Consider the following 19,625-nt stretch of genomic DNA (forward strand, 5'->3'; position numbering starts at 1 on the left):
CTATCTCCACCCCCCGCCCGCCCAGGCGGGAGCGAGAGAGTCCATGCAAGAGGATGAGATGTCAAACACGCCTCTTTTGATCAACTTTTTAAGGAGAAACAGCATGGAAGCATATTGCAGAACGGTGCCGTTGGGAACGAACCACGGCGGGCGGATCGAGGCGGTGCTGTTGCCGCCGGAGGCAAGACTGACTTGTTTGCCGCGTCACTTCGGCGCGCAGTGCATCGCGGTTGAGAACGCGGTCTACGCCATGATGCGCCGCCTGTGCCCGCTCTACCGGGGGGATTACTGGGATTTCTACCAGCTGTCCAACGGCGGCTTCTACATGGCGCCGACTGCCGCCGAACGCTATCGGCTCGAATGCGACGGCAACGGCTTTGCCGGCGAGTTCGGCGCGAACGCGACCGGCATGGGCGTGTGCGCGATGGCATACAGCCAGCTGTCGTTCTGGCGCGGTGGCGCACGCGCCGCCGAGATGTACTACCGCCTGCGCGACTTCATCGATCTGCAACCGGAGGCGCGCCGGCTGTATGCGCTGCTCGACTGAGCGGCGACGGTGGTCGCAACGGCGGCTGCCTTTTGTTTGTATGTCTTTTTCTTTGTCCTTTGATGACGAATTACAGGAGGTTGTATGTCTGAATTGATCGAATCCCAAGAAACGAACGCGGCCGCCGCCGACATCAGCCGCGCCGTGCGGCAGTCGGCGCAGGCCATCCTGGCGCATGCCACCTTCGGCACCGCCACCCACGCACAGATGGTGCGCAGCGAGAAAAATGTGCGCAGGAAGCCGCGCGACCTGTCCGAGTTGCTGCCATTGGTACGGGCCGTTGGCGTGCTGCACAACCTGATCTGCTTTGAACAGTAACGCGATGGCGTGCCGACCGGTTCGCTGGAGGTGGCGGCGGGGGATGGCCGCTGGCAGTGCGTCGGCATCCTGATCGAGGAGGGCAGCTTCCCGGTCGATTACCAGATACCCTATTTGCTGGTGACCGAGGCCGAGGCAGTGCTGGTCAGTCTGGCGGAGAACCTCGGACGTGCGCTCCTGCATCCGGCCGATGTGTGCGATGGCATGCTGGCCTTGGCGCGCCATGGCCATAGTGTGGGCGATATCGCGGTGTCGTTCGGCCTCGATCCGTTGACGGTGCGGCAGCGGCTGAAGCTAGCAAACGTGGCGCCGCGCCTGTTCGGGCTGTTCCGCGAAGGCAAAGCCACCTACGAGCAGATGGCGGCCTTAGCTGTCACCGACGACCATGCGGCGCAGCAGGCCGCATGGGACGGTCTGGATGCGTGGTCGCGACAGCCGCACCAGCTGCGGCGCTTGCTGACGGTGCAGCGCATTCCCGTACACTCGGACCGGGTGGCGCGCTACGTCGGCGTCAAGGCCTTCGAGGCGGCGGGCGGCAAGGTGGAGCGCGACCTGTTCAGCCAGCCGGATGAGGGCTATATCGACGACGTCGCCCTGTTGGAGTCGCTGGCACAGGCCAAGCTGCAGCGCGTGGCGCAACGGCTGCGGCGTGAGCGCTGGGCATGGGTGGAGGTGCGGGCACGCATCGATGCTGCGGAGCTGGCCCTGTATGGCCGCGTCAGGACGGCGGTGATGCCGCCCAATGCCGAGCAGGCGGCGACGCTGGCGCGGCTGGACGACCGCGCGGCCCGGTTGAACGCATCGGCCGGAGGCGATGAGGATACGCCCTCGGGCGACGCCACCGACGCGGGTCTGGACGCCACGGTGCAGGAACTGGCCGAGATCGATATCGAGCGCGGCCGGATCCGGACGGCGCTGTGCCAGCCGGATCCGGCGGACCGGGAACTGGCCGGGGCGCTGGTGACGCTCGACGAGGACGGCAAGCCCTGCGTGCAGCGCGGCCTGATACGCCCGCAGGACAAGTCGCGCATGGCGAAGTCGTCGGCAGACGACGCCGGGCCGGCCAAGTCCAAGGCCAAGCCGGTGCACAGCGAACGGTTGACCTTGCTGCTGTCGGCACAGCGCACGCTGGCGCTGCGGGCTGAGCTGGTGCGCCAGCCCGAGGTGGCCGTGCTGGTGCTGGCCCATCACCTGATCGCCAGCGCGTTTTATTCCGGCGGGCGGATAGCCAGCGCGGTGCAGCTGGAGGTCCGGCCGCCGGTGCTGCCGGACGAGGCGCGCAGCGGCAGCGCGTGGGAGTATTGGGAAGCGCAACGCGCCGAACTGGCAGCGCAGTTGCCGCAGGAGCCGGGAGGCGTCGCCCTGATGGAGTGGCTGCGTCGCCAGCCGCGTCAGGTGGTCGACGCCTATATCGCCTTCTGCACCGCGTGCATGGTCAACGGCTTGCAGGCGAGCGAGCGTCCCTTGCCGGCGGTCGATGCGCTGGCGCGCGAGGTGGCGCTGGACATGCATGCGTGGTGGAAGCCGACCGTGCAGGGCTACTTCGCGCATGTGAACAAGGGGCGCATGATGGAGGTGGTGGCGCAGGCAGCCTCGCCTGCCACGGCGGTACCGCTGGAAAAGATGCGCAAGGATGCGGCGGCGGAGGCGGCCGCCCGTGCGCTGGCCGACAGTGACTGGCTGCCGCCGCTGTTCTGCGGAACGTCGGCAAACTGACCGGCCGGGTAGGATGGACGGGCCGCGCTGCGAGGCGTGGCCCGTTTTTCTTGGGTGTTGATTTTTTTCAAGACGCTGCGGCCGCAGGTTTGCGATAGTGCAACGAGGGGAGGTCGTGTCGCGGTGTGCTTGTTCGGGAGGATGCGATGGCAGTGCTGGTCGATATTGTGCAACTGGAAGCGGAGATCAACCGGCGCCTGGGCGCCGAGCCGCCGGTCGATGGCGAGCTGTCGCCGACGCTGGCGGCCTTGGCGGAAGTGTATGCCGGGATGATCTTTCATCGCCGCCGGCAAGTTGATATCGAGGCTTTGCCGGAAGCCGTGCGCGCAGCCCTGGCGCTGCAACTGGCCGGCTCCGAGCGTTCCGACGGGTGAAATAAGCAGCCGGTGCCGCAGCACCGGCGATGGCGTCTTTCGCACCGGCATCCGGTGAGCCCAACCCGTCACTGTTACCGTTACGGGGCGGGCTGCGCCACTGCGCGCTTGTTCCGGTTCATATTGATGCGGGTCTGAATGCCGCCCAGCAGTTCGACCAACAGCGCGTGTATGTGCGCCGGACTGTCCTGTTGGCGCTGACGTATCAGTATCAACAGCAGATGTGCACGGAGATCAACGAGTTCCTCATCGGAAAGGATGCAGCACAATATGCTGCCGAGCTCGGTCACCAGCGCGATATAGTGCCTGCGGTCGTTCCAGTATGCATCCTCCGCCTGCCTGCCTGCCTGCCGTTCAACTCGTTGTCGTTCACGTTTTTTGATTTGGGGGACATCGGGCCTGGCTATCTTTCCACGCGGTTTGTTCCAATGATTCTAGCGCGAAGCGGCGCCGAAGGAGGGTTCTTTTGCGGTGCCCGGTGCTTTCAGGCGTTCCCCAAGACGAAGCGCGCGAGGACAGCGTGAATTCTTGAAAATTTCAAGAAAATCCCATTTAGTAGAGCTAGGGCGGGATAGTCTGATGGTGATCAATGTGCTCCGCTGTTGTTGAGTTAATCTGACCCAGAAATCAGACGGCGGAGGTGCCCAATGTCTTCGAAGCCTAGACCCACTCGCATCAATATCGATCTCGGTCCATTGAAAGCGCGATGGCTAATCTATTGCCGAGCGAACGGCGTTACGCCCAGCGAAGCCTTCCGGCAGGTGGTTGAAAAACTGACGGCCGATGACACCCGCATTCCGCCGGCGCATGCGGTGACTGCAAAAGAAAAGCGCAAGATTCGCCGGGTCATCCGCCTGACCCCGGACGAGGTACAGAGAATCAGGGTTTGTGCAGGCCAGGAAGGCTATTCGGTCAGCCGCTGGTTGATCGCGCTGATCCGCGTCCGTATCTATGCAGCCCCGCAGTTTGGCCAGTTTGAACTCGCCACGCTGGCCAAGTCGAACCTGTTGCTGCTCGCAGCGGGCAGGAACCTCAACCAGATCGCTCGGGCCATCAATGTCGCAGGTGCGGCAAACCGCCGCGTTCCTGAAGCAGGGTTGACGGAACTGCGGACCTTGATCACTGAGCACATCGATATGGTGACCCAGGTCATCGCACGAAATGTCGAACGATGGAGGGCATCATGAGCGGCTCGAGCGTGGACGCGCTGATCAAACAATGGGCGGAACGCGGATTCAATCAGTCCCCGGTGCGGAGAAGCGCAGCTCGAAAGGGCCTCACCGGACTGGCGATAGGAAAAAGGGCGCAGTGGGCATCGGCGCAGACCAGCGCGTCCGGCGTCCGCGCGGGCCTGGAAAGGATGGCCAGGCGCACGCCGCAGGTCATCGTGCGCATCTCCGGCGGTGGGCGGGGCATGAGCCATATCCGCGCGCATCTTTCCTACATTACGCGCAATGGGCGGCTTCCCGCATTCGATCATAACGAAGACCGCTTCCAGGGACAGGAAGAATTAGCGGAGCTGGGGCAGGAGTTGCAGTCCGGCGGCTTTCCAATTGCCGAGTCATCGGAGACAAGGGAGGCGCTCAACATCATTCTGTCGATGCCCGAAGGTACCGATGCGGCGGGACTGCGCCGAGCGGCCATGCTCTTCGCGGCAGACGAATTTGAGGGACATCAGTACGCGCTGGTGCTGCACACTTTTGACACCGACCCACACAAAAATCCCGCCAGACATCCACACGTTCATCTTTGCGTGAAGAGGACTGGTGAGGACGGCACCCGGCTCAATCCGCGCAAGCCGGACCTGCAGCGCTGGCGCGAGCGGTTTGCTGAACGTCTCCGCGAGCACGGCATCGATGCTGCCACGAGCTATCGGCTGGAGAGATTGCAACGTGATCGAGGACCAAAGCCAAGCGTGTGGCAGATGACGCATCGAGGAGCGCCCATGCATTCGATGGGTGTCTCGAAGGCGACGGGTGAGCGCTTGGCCCGGGCTCTGCAGCTTGAGGCACATATGTTGGGACGGTATGGTGAGCTTGCGCACATATTGGCAAGGTCTGCCGATCAGCAAGACCGGCGGCTGGCCATGACGCTAACCACTGTGCTTCGGGATGACCGTCGTGATATGGATAAGCTGCGGGCCGAGCCTGATCGATAATTTGAAAGGAGGAGGGCGATGAAAAGGCACATCGTGGCAGATGCTTACAATGGCCGGCCTAAAAAGCCCACGCAGCAATTCGTGCAGCTATTTACGTCAGCCATGGATGCTAGTGCGGTGCCGATCCACGGGTTGATGAGGTTAGTCTCGCTGCCCTTTCGTATCTTAGCAGGGGTAGCTCGGTTCTTCGACAATCTGGCTCTTGCATGCGTGCGGGGGGTAGTTACGCTTTGTTTCGCTGCGCTAGCACTGGTTGTTCTTCTGGCTCTTGTTTTTGCGTTTGCGCGTACTATTTTTCATCCGTGGTTTTGATACGCAGCATGTGGGGCTGGACATGTCTCGCGCAGTCGCCTGTGCATACTTTTGCGTGAATCGGCCCGGAAATCTAGGAGGCCGTTTGGTGTGAGTCAGGCGACCTAGCCTGCTCGGAAAGTTGTCGATAGTAGTTTTCCTCAGCTTCGGCCGGCGGTATTAGCCAAGCGGTTCGAGTAAGCGATGATGATTGAACCAGGTTACCCATTCCAGGGTCGCCAATTCGACGGCTTCGCGCGTCTTCCAGGGAGCACGGCGATGTATCAGTTCTGCCTTGTACAGGCCGTTGATGGTCTCGGCCAGCGCATTGTCATAGCTGTCGCCCTTACTGCCCACGGAAGGCTCAACTCCGGCTTCGGCCAAGCGCTCACTGTAGCGAGTGGAGACGTATTGCGAGCCTCTGTCGCTGTGATGAATCAAGGCGTCGTCACGCTCGGGTTGGCGGGCGTACAGCGCCTGTTCCAAGGCATCCAAGACGAAGTCTGTGCGCATCGAACTGCTGACGCGCCAGCCTACGATGTGCCGGGCAAACACATCAATCACAAAGGCCACATAGACAAAGCCTTGCCAGGTCGAGACGTAGGTGAAGTCGGACACCCAGAGTTGATTGGGTCGCTGTGCCTTGAACTGGCGATGGACCCGGTCCAACGGGCACGGTGCGGCAGCATTGGCGACAGTGGTCTTCACGATTTTGCCCCGCATCACACCACGCAGGCCGGCGCGGCGCATCCAGCGCTCGACGGTGCAGCGGGCGGCCTCGATGCCTTCGCGGCGCAGCTGACGCCAGACCTTATCGGCGCCATAAACCTGCATATTGGCTTGCCAGATGCGCTCAATTTGCGGGGCCAGCACATCGTCGCTCTTGGCGCGCGCACAGCGCAAAGCCGGATTGCGCCGCTGCGCGGCGTAACGCCAGTAGCCGAACGGGGCGACCTGCAAGACTTTGCAAATCGACTCGACCCCATACGTTTGGCGGTACTGGTCGATGAACGTTCTCACGATTTGAAGCGGCGGTCGAGCTCCGCCTGGGCGAAAAATGCGCTCGCCAGACGCAGGATTTCATTCGCCTTGCGCAGCTCCTTGTTCTCGCGCTCCAGCGCCTTGAGGCGCTCGCTTTCGGCCGTTGTGGTGCCTTCACGCTGGCCTGTGTCACGCTCACGCTGGCGCACCCAACGGCGCAGAGTTTCGGAGGTACAGCCTATCTTGGCTGCGATGGACGTGATGGCTGCCCACTGCGACTCGTACTCGCTGCCGGCCTCTTGGACCATGCGCACGGCGCGCTCCATCACTTCGGGGGAATATCGGACTGATTTTTTCATGGTGGCTCCATTTTCTCAAATGTTGGAGCCTCCTTCAAACCCGGGGCGATTCACGCTCTACGGCCCTCCAGGTAGGGCCTGTGAAGACGCTGCAGTTGCGCATTTGGTACAAGCCAAGGTTGGTCTGAGTCTCGGCGGGTGTCACCAGAGGTGTCCTCGATTGCTAGCCTTGACGGGGCTGATATCGAACGGTTGTGGCATTTGGAATGTTCCCCTCGGCTGTGTTACCTGGATGGGAATTTGCACTTCTTCGCTCTAGAAGCCGGTGCGCTCTTCGAGTATTTGCCCTCCTCCCGTGGGTAATCGTGTTCTTTTTTTGCCTCTCGGCAATCATAAGCTTTCTATGTGGAAATTCTGACGGCGTCGTGGAAAGTTAGAAATATCCAACAATAAAATCATGTCAAGCCGAATAGCGTTATTCCTAAAAATTCGTAATTAACGAATCACTTGCATATAGGTGAATATTTGCATACTATCGTTATGAGAGGCACAGCGACACGTTGGTCGGTCGAGCTGAAGGACTGGTGAACTTGCTACCTTCTTTCGGTGCGATGCAGATGAGGTGTCGTGCATGTGGCCTCCTAATGGAGATGGCAGTTGGGCAACGTAGCAGGCTAGGGCGGGTGTCTTGCTCTCGATGATCTGGTGAAGTGTCTGATCTTCGGTGTGGCAGGTGTTTGCATCACCTCTAGGCGCTCTTTGCTCGGTCTGGTCCATTTTCATAACGTGAATAATTTATGTTGTGGGAGATGAGCTATGCAGCCGGACGAACTTATTCAAATTCAGAGCCAACTACGGTATCGGTTGCTCGAAGATTCGCGAACTCGCGTCAGCGGCGGTGCACGTGACCTGGCTGCACATCTTCTTTTGTATTTAGACGACGGGCTGTATTGCTGGAACCTGACAGTCTCTTGGCTGCGCGATTTGCTAGATGCCGACCGAGTAGATGGTGGATTTTTCACACAAGGCGATCAGGCGTTCATTCCGCTGGCGGAGTCGCTACATCCAACGCGCGAAGTCCCTTCTTCTGTCGGCCTCAAAGTTGATACTGGAGATTTTGGCGTTCGCTGCGTGAGGTCGTCGAACGTAACGGTGTCGTTTGCCGATGTCGAATCAGAGAACCGTGTTCAGTTCGCTTTGCGGCAGCACTTGCGGGCACTGGGAACTCGCTCCAGGTTGGCGGTTGCGCTGCGCGATGGAGAGGAGTCTGTCGGTCTGATTTGTGCCGATTGGATGGAAGCTGATAAAGCGACTGAACCTGGGCGCCGCGAACGGCTTGACGAAATCGCTCGGTCCGTCCTTGGTCCAGTGTTTGCCGCACTGCGCAGGGCGTCAAAGATATCGCCCCCGGTAGGGGGAGTTAAAACGGCTGTGCTCGATGTAGGTCCCGGGCTTGCATTGCTTACGCCTGCAGAGCGCAAAGTGGCCCAGCTCGCAGTTGAAGGATTGAGCTACAAGGAAATCGCCAGGAAGTTAAACCGATCTACGTTTACCGTTGATCATCAGTTGCGAAGCATTCGGGAAAAGCTGGGCGTTTGCTCAACTTCGAAAGCGATTCACATTCTGACTGAGGAACTGGTGGCATAGCGAGGAGGGCAGTCAGCCCTGGTGAACGTAGGTTTGTGAGCTGCCTGATCAACCGCTATGCCACTCTGGAAGCAGATCATGGGGCGAAGCCTCGAGCATAGTCCCTAGGGCTCACGCCAAAGCGTCGTGCAAATGCCTTTCTGAGCACATCGAGGCTCTGATAGCCGCATTGGCGCATGATTTCTTCCATGGAGTTGGTGCCAAGTTCGAGCGCGCGACAGACGGCTTCGAGTCGAACGTCTTCGACATATTTTGCAGGCGTAGTTTGGAGGTCGCGCTGGAACATCCGTATGAGAGTTCTGCTACTTGTCGACATTCGGTCGGCCAGCATGTCGACTGTGAGTTCCATGTATAAATGATCGCAGATCCAGACGCACAGGTCATTGAGGCTGGAGTGGGGAGCATGTTGCGATAAAAGAGTGGTGCTGAACTGAGCCTGTCCACCTGGCCGCCGCAGGAACAGGACCATTTTTTTTGCGACCTCCAATGCGATGTCATCCCCTAGGTCATCGCCTACCAATTTGAGGGCAAGATCGATACCGGCTGATACGCCGGCCGATGTGTAGACGTGGTCGTCCTTTACCCAAATCGGGCTGGGGTCCACCTGCACGTCGGGAAAACAATCCGCCAATTGCTGTGCCATGCTCCAATGCGTGGTGGCTTTGCGACCATCCAGCAGCCCCGCCTCGGCGAGAGCAAATGCTCCGACACAGATCGAGCATACACGCCGTATTTTTTTGGAGTGAGATCGTATCCATTCAATGGTTGGCCGCTCAAATCGGTCAACTGCATTAAAGCCTGTCGCTACGAGCAGTGTGTCTATAGGCTTGCTTGAACGGCGTTCCTGCTCCAATGTCCTGTGCGCCCTTAGACCGATGCCAGTGTCGCTGTCCAGCGTAGCGTCTGGCGACGCACCGACTAGTTCAAGCGAGTAGGGCGCAGCTTGTGGTTCGAACTGACGGTTAGCGTAGGTAAACACTTCTGCGGGGCCGATGACGTCGAGTGCATCGACCGGGGGAAGGCCCAGAATTACGATTCGTTTTTTCATTGGGGCATTATGGCGTAAAACATCTGAAAACTGTCATGTCGGACAGTCTCTAACTGCCTAAAATGAAGACCGTCATAAGACAACTTTTGGAGAATATCTTGAACGCACCTGTAATCATTGGGGGCATTAGCGCGCCAGACTCGGAACTTACACGGAAAGCCGCTGGCCTTGTCAAAAAAGTTCACACAAAAACCTTGGTGAATCACTTGCACCGCTCGTGGTGGTTTGGCGAATTCATGGGGCGTGCTCGTGGGCTGAAATACGACCGCGAGTTACTCTACCTCTCCGCGCTTCTGCACGACCTGGGCTTTACGAAAGAATATAGTGCGGATCAGCGTTTCGAAGTTGATGGCGCAAACGCGGCCAGCCGCTTTTTGGTGGAGAACGGTTACTCCCAAGAAAAAGCCAATTTAGTCTGGGATGCGATCGCGCTGCATTCGAGCATCGGGATTGTGGAGTATAGGCAGCCGGAAGTAGTGCTGACGTCAGCCGGCGCTGTCGCCGACGCATTTGGACTGCGTCTGCAGGAAATCACGCCGGAGCTTGTGGACGACGTGATCCAGCTCTATCCACGAATCGGTATGAAGGAAGCATTTACCCAAGCCCTGGCCGAGGTTGCACGTAAGAAGCCGCACCTGTGCATGGGGACCGGCTTGGCAGACATCGGGCGCCGGCACGTGCACGGCTTCGAGTGCGGAAATCTCTGTGACGCCATCGCCCACGCTCCTTTCGAAAGCTGAAAATCGCGCGATGCTGGCTTGAATGCGGTATCGCGAACTGTTGAACGAGGTTGCCAGACACTGCCTGGCGACCTCGTTTTTCATTGTGCGCCCAGCATGGGCGCAATCTTGGAGGTGCAAGTCCTCCCGTGAGCTGACCACAGCGAACGAAGTGAAGCGCAACTGCGGAAGGGCGACCGAGCGTGGGGAGGAAGCGTGGAGCGAAACTGCGAGCCGATGGACAAGAATCGGATATGAGGCGGTGCCGATCAGGGCGAGCGGGCAATGAACCGCAAAGCTCTTGTGGTCAAGGATCAGGCGGCGTAAATCCGGCGGTTGTGCAGGGAAGGATTGCGTTCTTACCTGGGGAGATCTCGTCTTATGCCTGAAAGGGCGACGGCGTAGGCCGGAACGAGAAGTCAGCAGAGGTCGTAGTAGTCGGGGGCTAGGCCGGGAAGGTCGAAATCACCGACGAAGGGCCAAAGGAGCGGGAGGGCGAGTCTGCCTGACCATCTGAGATGGATATGCTTCAGATGCCCGGATACGGGGCTCGTCCCGTAACGCACGGCAGGTGAAGCCTGAAATGCGGTGACAGCGAAGAACCAAATCGGCCGGGTCGGGACCAGATGAATCTAGGCGTCATGTTCGGGTATAGGCATGCCGACCTCAACCGTTTCAACCGCCCGGTGCGGACCCGCATGCCGGGTGGTGTGGGAGGGGCGCGGTAAAATTACCGTCCCCTATCCCGATTACGACGAGCTTGCCGCCTTTGCTGCCTCTCTCTTAAGGGTGAGCGCTGGCATACCGGATCTAGAGACATTGGCGGCTGGTCTTCGACCGAGGGTACAGCGTGCCTCGGACCAAGGCGCTGTGGATTCTGAACACTCTTGCCACATCGTTTTCCAGCTTCAATACCGATTCATCACGCCCCGAAACCTCCTTTATTGCGAATCATTTGGTCGATGTCAGCGGCAAGGCTCAACAACGACGAGTCGCTGGCAAATGGTCCTTCACACATGACCCCAACCGGAAGGTTCGCGTCCGGGAAGGTAGCGGGCATCGATAACGACGGAATTCCGGCAATTGACGCAGGGCTCGTTTGGCTAATGATGTTCGAAAACAAAGCTGCACTCGCTTCGGTGGGCATGTTATGCGGCACATCACTGGCCAGCGGCGGGACGCACAAAGTAGTAGGACGCATAAGACAATCGAAGCGCTTCCAGCGGAACAGATCCTCGTACCAAGAGATAATCTCCTCTCGTTGGTTCATCGCGACGACGTAATCGCGGTCAGAAAACATCTCGTGGCTGCACATGAACTCGAATACATTCCGCACATCGGCACTCGCAACTTCAGATGCGAGCTCCGCAAGGGACATGCCTAATTTGTCCTGACAAAAGACTGTCCACCAAGCCCGTGCCTCATGCAATGCGATGACAGACCGTGCCAATTGGTCGAGTTCTGAAAGACGGGAGATATCGATTTCTTCGAACGTCACTCCCGAGTCGCGCAGCCCATCCAACACACCTATCATCGCCATGCGCACGTGCTCGTCTGCACTTTCCAAATGCGCTGCGCTCGGCACTGCAATTCGCGAGTGAGGGAGACGCCAGGTGGTCCGAACGATCTTCTGTGTAAGTACATCATCCATTAAGCACAGGTCATAGATGCTGCGTGCCATGGTTCCTATTGTATCCAATGTCCTGGAAATTTCTATGCGGCCGTCTTTTGGGTAGCGATTGAGACTCGGCCGGAACCCGTAAATCCCGCAAAATGCGGCAGGTATCCGAGCTGAGCCGCCAGTATCGGTAGCCAGGCCTAAAGGCACAGCCGTCGCGACGGCAGCGGCCGTGCCGCTACTCGAACCACCTGCGATGCGATTCATATCATGCGGGTTTTTAACGGTCCCATATTTGGGATTCACACCTGTGATTCCGAACGCAAGTTCGTGTAGGTTTGCTTTGCCGATAGGAATCGCACCGGCCTCAATCATCAATTCAACGACCGTTGCGGTCCGAGATGGCTTGAAGTTACGCAGCAGTGAAGAACCAGCGGTTGTAGGCATCGTTGACGTCATGATGCTGTCTTTGATGACAAAAGGAACACCCGCTAGCGGTAGATTTCTACGCCCACGCGCAATCTCCGAGTCAACGCGTTGAGCCGCCGCCATAGCGACGTCGGGATCGATATGAACCATTGCATTCAAGGAGCTATACTTTTCCAACCGACCTAGCGCCTCTGTCGCTGCTTCCACGGCAGTTTTCCGCCCTGCGAGAATAGCACTCGCCAGCTGGCCTGCAGTCTCAACCTTCCCCGCAGATTGTAGGGTCTCAGCCTTTTCTAATGTACCTGACATCAAAACTCCTTTACTGTGCCAACATCCTTGGAATGCACCACCTCAAGCTGTCGTTATGTACGATTGGTGACGTCTAGAGTGGCGCGGCACGCGGCGCGTTTGATTCACTTTGCGTGCCGTATCTTCGATTACTGAAGATATGTCGAAGCCTGATTGCGTTGAACTACGGGCTCCTTCCTTCTAGCTGGTGACAAGAGGAAGTGACATAGTGCTGGCAATAGGATCAATGCTCCAAGCATGTTCCAAACGAACATAAATGCCAGCAATATGCCCATGTCGGCCTGGAACTTAATCGGAGAGAATGTCCACGTGGCGACCGCAACGCCAAGTGTGATGCCGGTCAAAACGACGACCTTCCCGGTGAATAGCAATGCTTGGTAATAAGCGTCAGACAGGCTTGCGCCTTGGCGAAGGCGTGAGAGTGTGACGGTAAGAACATAAAGCGCATAGTCCACCCCGATACCGACACCCAACGCGATCACTGGCAGCGTCGCAACCTTAACACCGATGTCCAGGTAAACCATCAGCGCTTCGCACAAGGCCGAAGTAAGCATCAACGGAAGTACCGCGCAGATAACTGCCTTCCACGAACGGAAGGTGATGAAGGCCAAAGCAATCACTGCACCATAAACCAGCAGCAGCATTTCCACGTTGGCGCGTTTCACTACGATGTTGGTGGCAGCTTCAATGCCGGCATTGCCTGCAGCGGAAAGGAACTTGATTTCTGTCCCTTTTCGGTCCTTGACAAAGTTCTCGAAGACCTGAACCACATCATTAAGCGTGTCTGCTTTGTGATCTTTGAGCGATACGTAGAGAGTCAGCAGGTTGCAGTTCTGGTTGAACAGTTCGCGCGGAGCTCGCGTAACAATGGCGTTAAGAAGGTCTTGAGAGCGAGGAATTTCGTACCATTTCAGGTTGCCCTCATTCAGACCTGCCGAGGCCTGGCGAGCCAAAGTCGCCAACGAATTGGTTGCCTCGACACCAGGAAGCAGGCGAAGCTGAGATTCCAGGTCATCGACGTCCAGCAATGTGCCATACAGGCCGCATGCGAATTCGGGCGTCTTGATCATCACCACATAGGTATCGCTGCTGGCGGCATAGTTTGCCACCATAAAAGCGTTATCCTGGTTGTAGCGTGATTCAGCGCGTAGTTCCGGCGCACCTGCACCCGTGTCGCCGATCTTGAGTTTGAGGCTCACAAGTGATGCGGCCACCCCCAGTGCCACAGCTGCAACCAGTGCAATAGTAGCGGGGCGACGGCGTGTGAACAGATCGAGGAACGCCCAGAATTTGTGCTTGCTGTGTTCGGCGTCGTCGCCGTCATTGGCCAGGAGGCTGCGGCGAGCTCCCTGTTCGCTGACTCCGGTGTATGAAAGAAGAATAGGGAGAAGCACCAGATTCGTAAAAATCAGCACGCCAACGCCAATGCTGGCCGTGATGGCCAGATCTTGAATCACGCGAATATCAATGACCATGAGAACGGCGAAACCGACCACGTCGGCCAGCAGTGCGGTGAGGCCTGCAAGGAAAAGCCGGCGGAAGGTATATCGTGCCGCAACTAACTTATGGGTGCCCCGCGCGATGTCCTGCATGATCCCGTTCATCTTCTGAGCACCATGGCTCATGCCAATTGCGAAGACAAGGAATGGAACCAGCACGGAGTAGGGGTCAAGCTCGAAGCCGAGAGTAGGCAACAGCCCGAGTAGCCACACGACCGCAACTAACGAGCACAACACTACGAGCAGCGTGCTGCGTCCGCATCGGGTATACCAGTACAGTACACCGGTGCAAAATGCGGCGGCAATGAGGAAGAATATCAGAACCTGGCGCAAGCCATCCATCAGGTCGCCAACTACCTTGCCAAAGCCGACGATATGGATACGAACTCCATTCTTCTCATACTTGGTTCGAATCTCTTCCAGTTTGTTCGAGAGCTTGCGGTAGTCAATGCGCTCGCCGGTGTCGGCTACCTTATCCTGCAGCGGCACCAGCACGATGCTGGATTTTAAATTTCCTGCGACGAGCTGGCCAATCTCACCCGAGCGTTCGACGTTAATGCGTACCTGGGCTACCGACTCAGGCGAGCCGCTATAGTCGTCAGGAATTACGGGACCGCCATCCAGGCCTTCTTCGGTTACACCTGTCCATCGGACTGCAGGCGTCCAAAGAGACTTCATGTAGGGACGGTCAACACCCGGATACAGGAACATCTCGTCGGTAATTTTCTTGACGATATCGAGATATGCCGCATCGTAGATAGTGCCTTTCGGGTTCTCCACGGAGATGCGCAGCGTGTTGCCCAGGCCGGACAGCTGGGACTTGTTGGCAAGATAGTTCGCGACGTAGGGATGGCTCGTGGGGATCATCTTCTCGAACGCTGCATTGAGTGTTACCCCGAATGCTTTGTAGCCGAGTACGATGGTCAGCAGAGCGCAGACTGCTACAACCCAAAAGCGATTATTAAAGAGAACTCGTTCGCCCAGTGAACCAGAGTTTCGGTCAAATTTGTTAATGTCGCGGATGACCGGATGTTCCGCGAGGGGGTTGTCGTGATTCATCGCTTTGACTCTGAGGTTAAGGTAGATGCTTCGATGCGCGTCATGCCACGTGCACCAGCTAGAACGATAGCGCCATCGGCCGCAATTGCGACGCTGCTGACGTACGATGGATTGGGGATAGATAGGGCCTGGAACGTTTTCCCCGAGTCATGACTCTTGAGGATACGGCCAGTCTCGTCAGCGAGTACCACGTCGCCATTTCCGAGACGCGCTCCGGCAGTAACTGTCAAGGGAGCTCCGACTTCGACCTTACCCCATCGGTCGCCAGTGCCATCAAGTCTATAGACGTTGCCGCGCAGTCCGTAGACCAGCAACTGCTGGTCCGCCGTGCTCACTAAGCCGAAATATGTGCCGGCGTATGGTGTTTTTACAGCACTGAATTTGGTACCATCGGTGCTCGCGAGTAGCGTTCCTTGTTCGCCAGTGATGTAGAATTTTCCTGCCACGGCCTGAATACTATAGAGATGGCGCAGCTGGCGGTTCTCCACATTCGGGATGATGGATTGCCAGTGTTTTCCACCGTCCTCGGTGGTGAACGCAATGCCATAGGCGCCGACTACCCACCCACGATTGGCGTCCGCAAAATAGACTCCCAGGAATGGCTTATCTGGACCGTCTTGCACGAGTTGCTCGGCATTGCGGCGCTGGAAATCGTCGCCACTCTCCTTCACCAAGTCGGCGTTGATTTTCGCAGCTAGCTTGCCGTCCAGCTGCTTCTCCCAAGTTTCGCCGCCGTCGTGGCTTGCGAGGACGATGCCGCTATGCCCAACGGCCCACCCGTTCTTGGCGTCGACGAAAAAGACATTGGTCAGTGTTGCTCGGACGGGCACGGGAACCTGACGCCAAGTCTTTCCGTTGTCGTCCGACAGCAGCACGTTACCGCCGTTGCCGACGGAGACCAAGCGCTGGTCGGCACGTGCTACGGCAAGCAACACCGAGCGCGACGCACGCGAAGACATAAGAGCGGGGCGCTCGAGCACATCTTTCGGTTGAGACCATGCAAGTGGACTGATCCCCGCTGCCGACGCCGCGACTAGCAGCGAAAGCGCTAACGGCCCAGTAAGGGTTGACTTTAAATACTTCATTCTGAGACTCGCATTGTGATTGGTTATGGTTGAAATCAGCAGCAAGCGCTGCGCTCAGCGACGAGATGTTCGGCGCCTAAGAAAGAGGCTTTAGCGCGCGCCATCGCCGGCAATCGCATCTCCGGTAAAGTAGCTATCCGGCCGCTTACTAACCACCTTGTAGTACTCCTCGTTGAGCATTTGAACTCCACTCATGGTGCCGGCCTGGAGATTGAAGACGGCCACTGGCAAGGTCACGACGGCGGGAATCGCAGGTTCGACAAATGGCGTCGTCATGGACGTCCGCCAGAGCTTGCCTTCGGCATCAAAGCCGTCCAGCAACGTCAAGATATAGGTATCTTCATCAAAGTAGAACGTGCGCTTTGGCACCGCGTGACGCTTGCCGGAGGCGACAGTTGCTTCTACTTCCCAGACCCGATGCAGTTCCCAGCGCAGCTTGTCCGGATTCAGGTGGTTCCTGGAGACGGCCTCATCTACTTTCGCACCGAGAAAGCCGTTGGTGTTATAGGGGATATACATCTCCTTTTTGCCCACCAATTTCCAGGTATAGCGCTCTGGATGGCCCAAGAACCCTTTGACCTCGTCAAAGTAATTGGAGCCGGATGCCACGAAGTCGGGGGTATCGAAACCGACGGTTGGCGCGCGTCGGACACGGCGCTGGCCGACCAGGTATTGCCATGCGTTGCGCGAATCTTTGGGGGTAACGCTGTCGCGAATGACGAGAGATTCCCCGACCTTGAATGGCGGAGCCGTGGTTATGAAGCGAACGAATACGTATTCGCCATTCCATTTGGCGGCGGAGCCGTCCTTGAAGTTGTATGGGAACTGATAGGTCTCATCATTTCGCGTCGCGAGGGTGTGCGAGCCATCGGAGTTCACCACGATGTTCTTGAATCCAAGATCGACAGATTCAGCCTCTACGCGCAACAGGTAGTTCCAAATCAGTTCCGAACCGTCTTTCGGGATAGGGAACGGAATGCCACCGTAGCAACCTTCTACGGAGAGTCCACCATCTTTCAATTTACACTGTGTCGCGTTTTTGAAAGTGTTCTCATACGTCCACGATGGTGCTGCGGCAGTGCGGTGCGTTGGATACACGTCAATGCGGAAGGTATCCGGATACTTCTTCATCAGCGCCTTTACACCTTCACTGAGCTTGTCCGCGTATTGCGCCATGTTCTTCGCACTGATTTGCGCGATAGGCTTTTCGTTGGAGAACAATTCTACCGGCACATCGCCTAGCTTTTTGCCAGGTACAGGCTTCGTCCAGCCGCCGTCCCAGGCCGGGATCGAACCGTCCTTGTTGCCGGCCTTCTCGCCGCCCAGAGGGGTCAGGCTACTCTTGAGCTTGGCCGCTTCATCGGTAGTTACTGCTGCGGTAGCGACATTGCCGCCTGCGAGTGCAGCAGCCAGGATCGCCAGCGGGATGTATTTAGTTTTCATGCGGTGCTCCTAAAGCAGATTATTAAAATGTGCGCTGCAGGCTGAACGAGATGTAGTCGCGGTCGCCGTAGTATTGTTTGTAGCTGGCGTAAGTTCCTGCCGCTACACCGACCGCCGGTGCCGGCCCCTTCGCACCGTAGTAATGAACGAAGTTAATGTTGGCGCGCCAAGTTTTCATATAGTCGGCGTTGATACCGATGCTGAGGTCACCGCCATGTTCTGGCGACGCCTGGAAGATCGCAGATCGCCCATTGATTCCGTAACCGACGCCGATTGGAACTTGCAGATCAACCCCCGGGAATACCTGGAAGTACTCGGGCTGGAAGACAAACCGCATTGCGGTTGCATCACGGGTATGTGTGGAGTTCAGGGCTGGCAGGCCCGTAACGCCACTGATTGGGTCATGAGTCACACTGAGGAGACGGTTGAATGCCAGCTCCCCTACAAACGAGGCGCCGTCCCATACGGAGGTTCCAGGCAGCACCGTAATGGAAGATACGTTCGTGTGGAACGAGTTACCTCGCGCGTATGGCGTATTGCCGTCGTTGTTCGCGCGCGGATCCGTGGTAATGAACAGATCGCCGATAACCGTGAGAGGCGTGTTGCGGCGGGTGGACATTTCGACCGCCACGTTGGTCTCACCGATTACGGTGGAGGCACTTGCACCGTATGTGCGTACGCCCCGCGAATACATAGCGTTGTACTGGCCAGTGGCTGCATTGAGGACGAAGATTGGCGCTTTGTCATCATAGCGTGCGGCGTAGAGACCGTAGTCGACGCTGCCGCCTTTGAATTTGAGTTGCAAGCCATATTGGCCAGAGTTGCGGCCCTTGAAATCATTGCCACGCGTCGCGGCGCCATTTACCGGGTTCAGCAGCAGATCGCCGCCATCACCTGCAAAGTCGGCCATGCTGAAGTAGCTACCGGAGGAAGGGATACGTAGCGACCGCCACTCGTACTGACTGTACCCAGACAACGACACCCCTGGGCTCAATTGCACGTTAGCCGATACCTGGTTCACCGGTATGGCGATTTCCTTGAACTGTGAATTCGGCAAAGAGAAGAGCTTTACCAAATCCACCGGACCCTGAGCGGCGGCGATGCCATTGGCACCCAGGAAAAGGGTTTCGCCGAAAAGCAGGGTGTGTCGGCCGGCACGAACGGTTAGATTTTGCTCGTCAGTGAGTGCAAATTTTCCGAAGACGAAAGCATCGGCCAACTCTGCTTTGTGTGCCATCACCTTGCGGGAGGCAGCGTTCGTGAGATTGAATTGACCGGACGCGAGTTGTCGCTGATTGTTCGGTGCTGAGCCGGCGTAGTCATTGTCCTTCTTGTCGTACTCATTGTCGTACCAAGCAGCGCCAGAAACCCGCATGCCAAGGTTCTTGTAGCTGACATCCAGCTCAGAGAGAAGGTCGAAACGGTTGTTGATCAGACCCTTGTCGTGGCCGAGATCGCCGAAGTCGACGTTGGGGTTTGTTGCCGATGCCGTAATCGTTTGATTCGGATCCTTCAGGCGCCAGGCCGCCGAATATTTGAAGGTGTTGTCCCAGTTAACCTTAAGCTCCGTGTCGCCAATGTCCAGTTTGCCGGCGAAGGCGGTAGGTGTGACCAGCATGCTGGCCACTGCGGCTGCAAGCAGTGGCAGGTAGACCGTTTTGTTACTTTTATCTCTGTGTTTCATCAAGTTCCCCTCTTTAGATTTGTATTCGCTACGCCTTGCGGTCGGTTTCTTATGAGTCCGTCTGCAAGGAATTCATGATGCTTTCTTCCGCTACCGCGAGTTCTTGCTTTCGAGTAGCGACGCTTGGCTGAAAAGATTTGCCATTTGAAATTGCACTCTAGTTGCATGCTAAAAGTGGAACAATCGCGAACATTCGCTAGTGCTTTCTACGGGGGAACTCCTTACGCTGGTACTGCAGTGTCGTTCGTGGACGGTGTTGGATAGGAAGATAGATTGCTGCACCCGAGCAGAATGCGGTCAAGAACGAAAGCTGTGGTCGAAGCACAGGTGCCTTGTCTAAGGGGGACATTGGCGTGAAAACCACAATGTGCTTTGCAGGAGGTTGTTGTGCGATGCCGCTG

General features: G+C 57.5%; 16 protein-coding genes, 1 pseudogene and 1 other annotated feature. Of the genes and pseudogenes, 10 read left to right on the plus strand and 7 right to left on the minus strand.

Annotated elements, in window-relative coordinates; genetic code table 11:
* The first annotated feature begins 103 nt into the window (after positions 1–103).
* The 8 genes from ABWW33_RS00005 (at position 104) to ABWW33_RS00040 (ending at position 5,425) form a co-directional block, all read left to right on the plus strand.
* Positions 104–547, plus strand: a complete 444-nt coding sequence (locus ABWW33_RS00005) for an antirestriction protein (RefSeq protein WP_353397424.1) — start codon at positions 104–106, stop codon at positions 545–547.
* Positions 548–631: 84 nt separating this feature from the next.
* Positions 632–865 (plus strand): hypothetical protein, encoded by a 234-nt coding sequence (locus tag ABWW33_RS00010; protein WP_353397427.1) that lies wholly within the window; start codon positions 632–634, stop codon positions 863–865.
* 9 nt (positions 866–874) lie between these two features.
* Positions 875–2,581, plus strand: coding sequence for a ParB/RepB/Spo0J family partition protein (locus ABWW33_RS00015; protein ID WP_353397430.1), 1,707 nt, complete (start codon positions 875–877; stop codon positions 2,579–2,581).
* Between the two features lie 146 nt (positions 2,582–2,727).
* On the plus strand, positions 2,728–2,955 hold the full coding sequence (locus tag ABWW33_RS00020) for a DUF3717 domain-containing protein (RefSeq protein WP_353397433.1): 228 nt from the start codon (positions 2,728–2,730) through the stop codon (positions 2,953–2,955).
* A gap of 29 nt (positions 2,956–2,984) precedes the next feature.
* Complete coding sequence (locus tag ABWW33_RS00025) at positions 2,985–3,479, plus strand: hypothetical protein (protein WP_353397436.1); 495 nt, start codon at positions 2,985–2,987, stop codon at positions 3,477–3,479.
* A 123-nt stretch (positions 3,480–3,602) separates the two neighbouring features.
* The gene (locus ABWW33_RS00030; protein WP_353397439.1) at positions 3,603–4,142 is read left to right on the plus strand and encodes a plasmid mobilization protein; all 540 of its coding nucleotides are present in this window, start codon (positions 3,603–3,605) and stop codon (positions 4,140–4,142) included.
* Positions 4,139–5,113, plus strand: coding sequence for a relaxase/mobilization nuclease domain-containing protein (locus ABWW33_RS00035; RefSeq protein WP_353397442.1), 975 nt, complete (start codon positions 4,139–4,141; stop codon positions 5,111–5,113). Before ABWW33_RS00030 ends, ABWW33_RS00035 begins: the two co-directional genes overlap by 4 nt.
* Positions 5,114–5,131: 18 nt before the next feature.
* A complete protein-coding gene (locus ABWW33_RS00040) occupies positions 5,132–5,425 on the plus strand; it encodes a hypothetical protein (RefSeq protein WP_353397444.1) in 294 nt (97 codons plus the stop codon).
* A gap of 73 nt (positions 5,426–5,498) precedes the next feature.
* On the opposite strand, the pseudogene ABWW33_RS00045 reads toward ABWW33_RS00040, so the two are convergent.
* Positions 5,499–6,744 (minus strand): annotated as a pseudogene (locus ABWW33_RS00045) (IS3 family transposase).
* Positions 6,350–6,466: a sequence feature (AL1L pseudoknot), on the minus strand. Its footprint overlaps the pseudogene before it by 117 nt.
* 756 nt (positions 6,745–7,500) lie before the next feature.
* On the opposite strand from ABWW33_RS00045, the gene ABWW33_RS00050 reads away from it, so the two are divergent.
* The gene (locus ABWW33_RS00050; protein ID WP_353397447.1) at positions 7,501–8,331 is read left to right on the plus strand and encodes a helix-turn-helix transcriptional regulator; all 831 of its coding nucleotides are present in this window, start codon (positions 7,501–7,503) and stop codon (positions 8,329–8,331) included.
* A gap of 76 nt (positions 8,332–8,407) precedes the next feature.
* Here ABWW33_RS00050 and ABWW33_RS00055 read toward each other — a convergent pair whose 3' ends face one another.
* Positions 8,408–9,379, minus strand: a complete 972-nt coding sequence (locus ABWW33_RS00055; protein WP_353397450.1) for a GlxA family transcriptional regulator — start codon at positions 9,377–9,379, stop codon at positions 8,408–8,410.
* 98 nt (positions 9,380–9,477) lie between these two features.
* Between ABWW33_RS00055 and ABWW33_RS00060 the strand changes: the two genes are divergently transcribed.
* Positions 9,478–10,119 (plus strand): HD domain-containing protein, encoded by a 642-nt coding sequence (locus ABWW33_RS00060; protein WP_353397453.1) that lies wholly within the window; start codon positions 9,478–9,480, stop codon positions 10,117–10,119.
* Between the two features lie 901 nt (positions 10,120–11,020).
* On the opposite strand, the gene ABWW33_RS00065 is transcribed toward ABWW33_RS00060, so the two are convergent.
* From ABWW33_RS00065 to ABWW33_RS00085, 5 genes are all read right to left on the minus strand, one after another.
* Positions 11,021–12,454, minus strand: coding sequence for an amidase family protein (locus ABWW33_RS00065; protein WP_353397456.1), 1,434 nt, complete (start codon positions 12,452–12,454; stop codon positions 11,021–11,023).
* A gap of 128 nt (positions 12,455–12,582) precedes the next feature.
* Entirely contained in the window at positions 12,583–15,012 is a 2,430-nt protein-coding gene (locus tag ABWW33_RS00070) for an efflux RND transporter permease subunit (RefSeq protein WP_353397458.1), read from the minus strand.
* Positions 15,009–16,142 (minus strand): WD40/YVTN/BNR-like repeat-containing protein, encoded by a 1,134-nt coding sequence (locus ABWW33_RS00075; protein WP_353397461.1) that lies wholly within the window; start codon positions 16,140–16,142, stop codon positions 15,009–15,011. Before ABWW33_RS00075 ends, ABWW33_RS00070 begins: the two co-directional genes overlap by 4 nt.
* A 45-nt stretch (positions 16,143–16,187) precedes the next feature.
* The gene (locus tag ABWW33_RS00080; protein ID WP_353397464.1) at positions 16,188–17,540 is read right to left on the minus strand and encodes a DUF1329 domain-containing protein; all 1,353 of its coding nucleotides are present in this window, start codon (positions 17,538–17,540) and stop codon (positions 16,188–16,190) included.
* A gap of 22 nt (positions 17,541–17,562) precedes the next feature.
* Positions 17,563–19,224: a DUF1302 domain-containing protein gene (locus tag ABWW33_RS00085; protein WP_353397467.1), complete on the minus strand. Its 1,662-nt coding sequence runs from the start codon at positions 19,222–19,224 to the stop codon at positions 17,563–17,565.
* Between the last annotated feature and the right edge of the window lie 401 nt (positions 19,225–19,625).

Origin of the sequence: Duganella hordei (assembly GCF_040369125.1) — a bacterium.
Classification (GTDB): Bacteria; Pseudomonadota; Gammaproteobacteria; order Burkholderiales; family Burkholderiaceae_D; genus Rugamonas; species Rugamonas hordei.

Coding starts and splice junctions, on each gene's coding strand:
- ABWW33_RS00005 (WP_353397424.1), top strand. CDS start 104: ATGGAAGCATATTGCAGAACGGTGCCGTTGGGAACGAACCACGGCGGG.
- ABWW33_RS00010 (WP_353397427.1), top strand. CDS start 632: ATGTCTGAATTGATCGAATCCCAAGAAACGAACGCGGCCGCCGCCGAC.
- ABWW33_RS00020 (WP_353397433.1), top strand. CDS start 2,728: ATGGCAGTGCTGGTCGATATTGTGCAACTGGAAGCGGAGATCAACCGG.
- ABWW33_RS00025 (WP_353397436.1), top strand. CDS start 2,985: ATGGCGTCTTTCGCACCGGCATCCGGTGAGCCCAACCCGTCACTGTTA.
- ABWW33_RS00030 (WP_353397439.1), top strand. CDS start 3,603: ATGTCTTCGAAGCCTAGACCCACTCGCATCAATATCGATCTCGGTCCA.
- ABWW33_RS00035 (WP_353397442.1), top strand. CDS start 4,139: ATGAGCGGCTCGAGCGTGGACGCGCTGATCAAACAATGGGCGGAACGC.
- ABWW33_RS00040 (WP_353397444.1), top strand. CDS start 5,132: ATGAAAAGGCACATCGTGGCAGATGCTTACAATGGCCGGCCTAAAAAG.
- ABWW33_RS00050 (WP_353397447.1), top strand. CDS start 7,501: ATGCAGCCGGACGAACTTATTCAAATTCAGAGCCAACTACGGTATCGG.
- ABWW33_RS00055 (WP_353397450.1), bottom strand. CDS start 9,379: ATGAAAAAACGAATCGTAATTCTGGGCCTTCCCCCGGTCGATGCACTC.
- ABWW33_RS00065 (WP_353397456.1), bottom strand. CDS start 12,454: ATGTCAGGTACATTAGAAAAGGCTGAGACCCTACAATCTGCGGGGAAG.
- ABWW33_RS00070 (WP_353397458.1), bottom strand. CDS start 15,012: ATGAATCACGACAACCCCCTCGCGGAACATCCGGTCATCCGCGACATT.
- ABWW33_RS00080 (WP_353397464.1), bottom strand. CDS start 17,540: ATGAAAACTAAATACATCCCGCTGGCGATCCTGGCTGCTGCACTCGCA.
- ABWW33_RS00085 (WP_353397467.1), bottom strand. CDS start 19,224: ATGAAACACAGAGATAAAAGTAACAAAACGGTCTACCTGCCACTGCTT.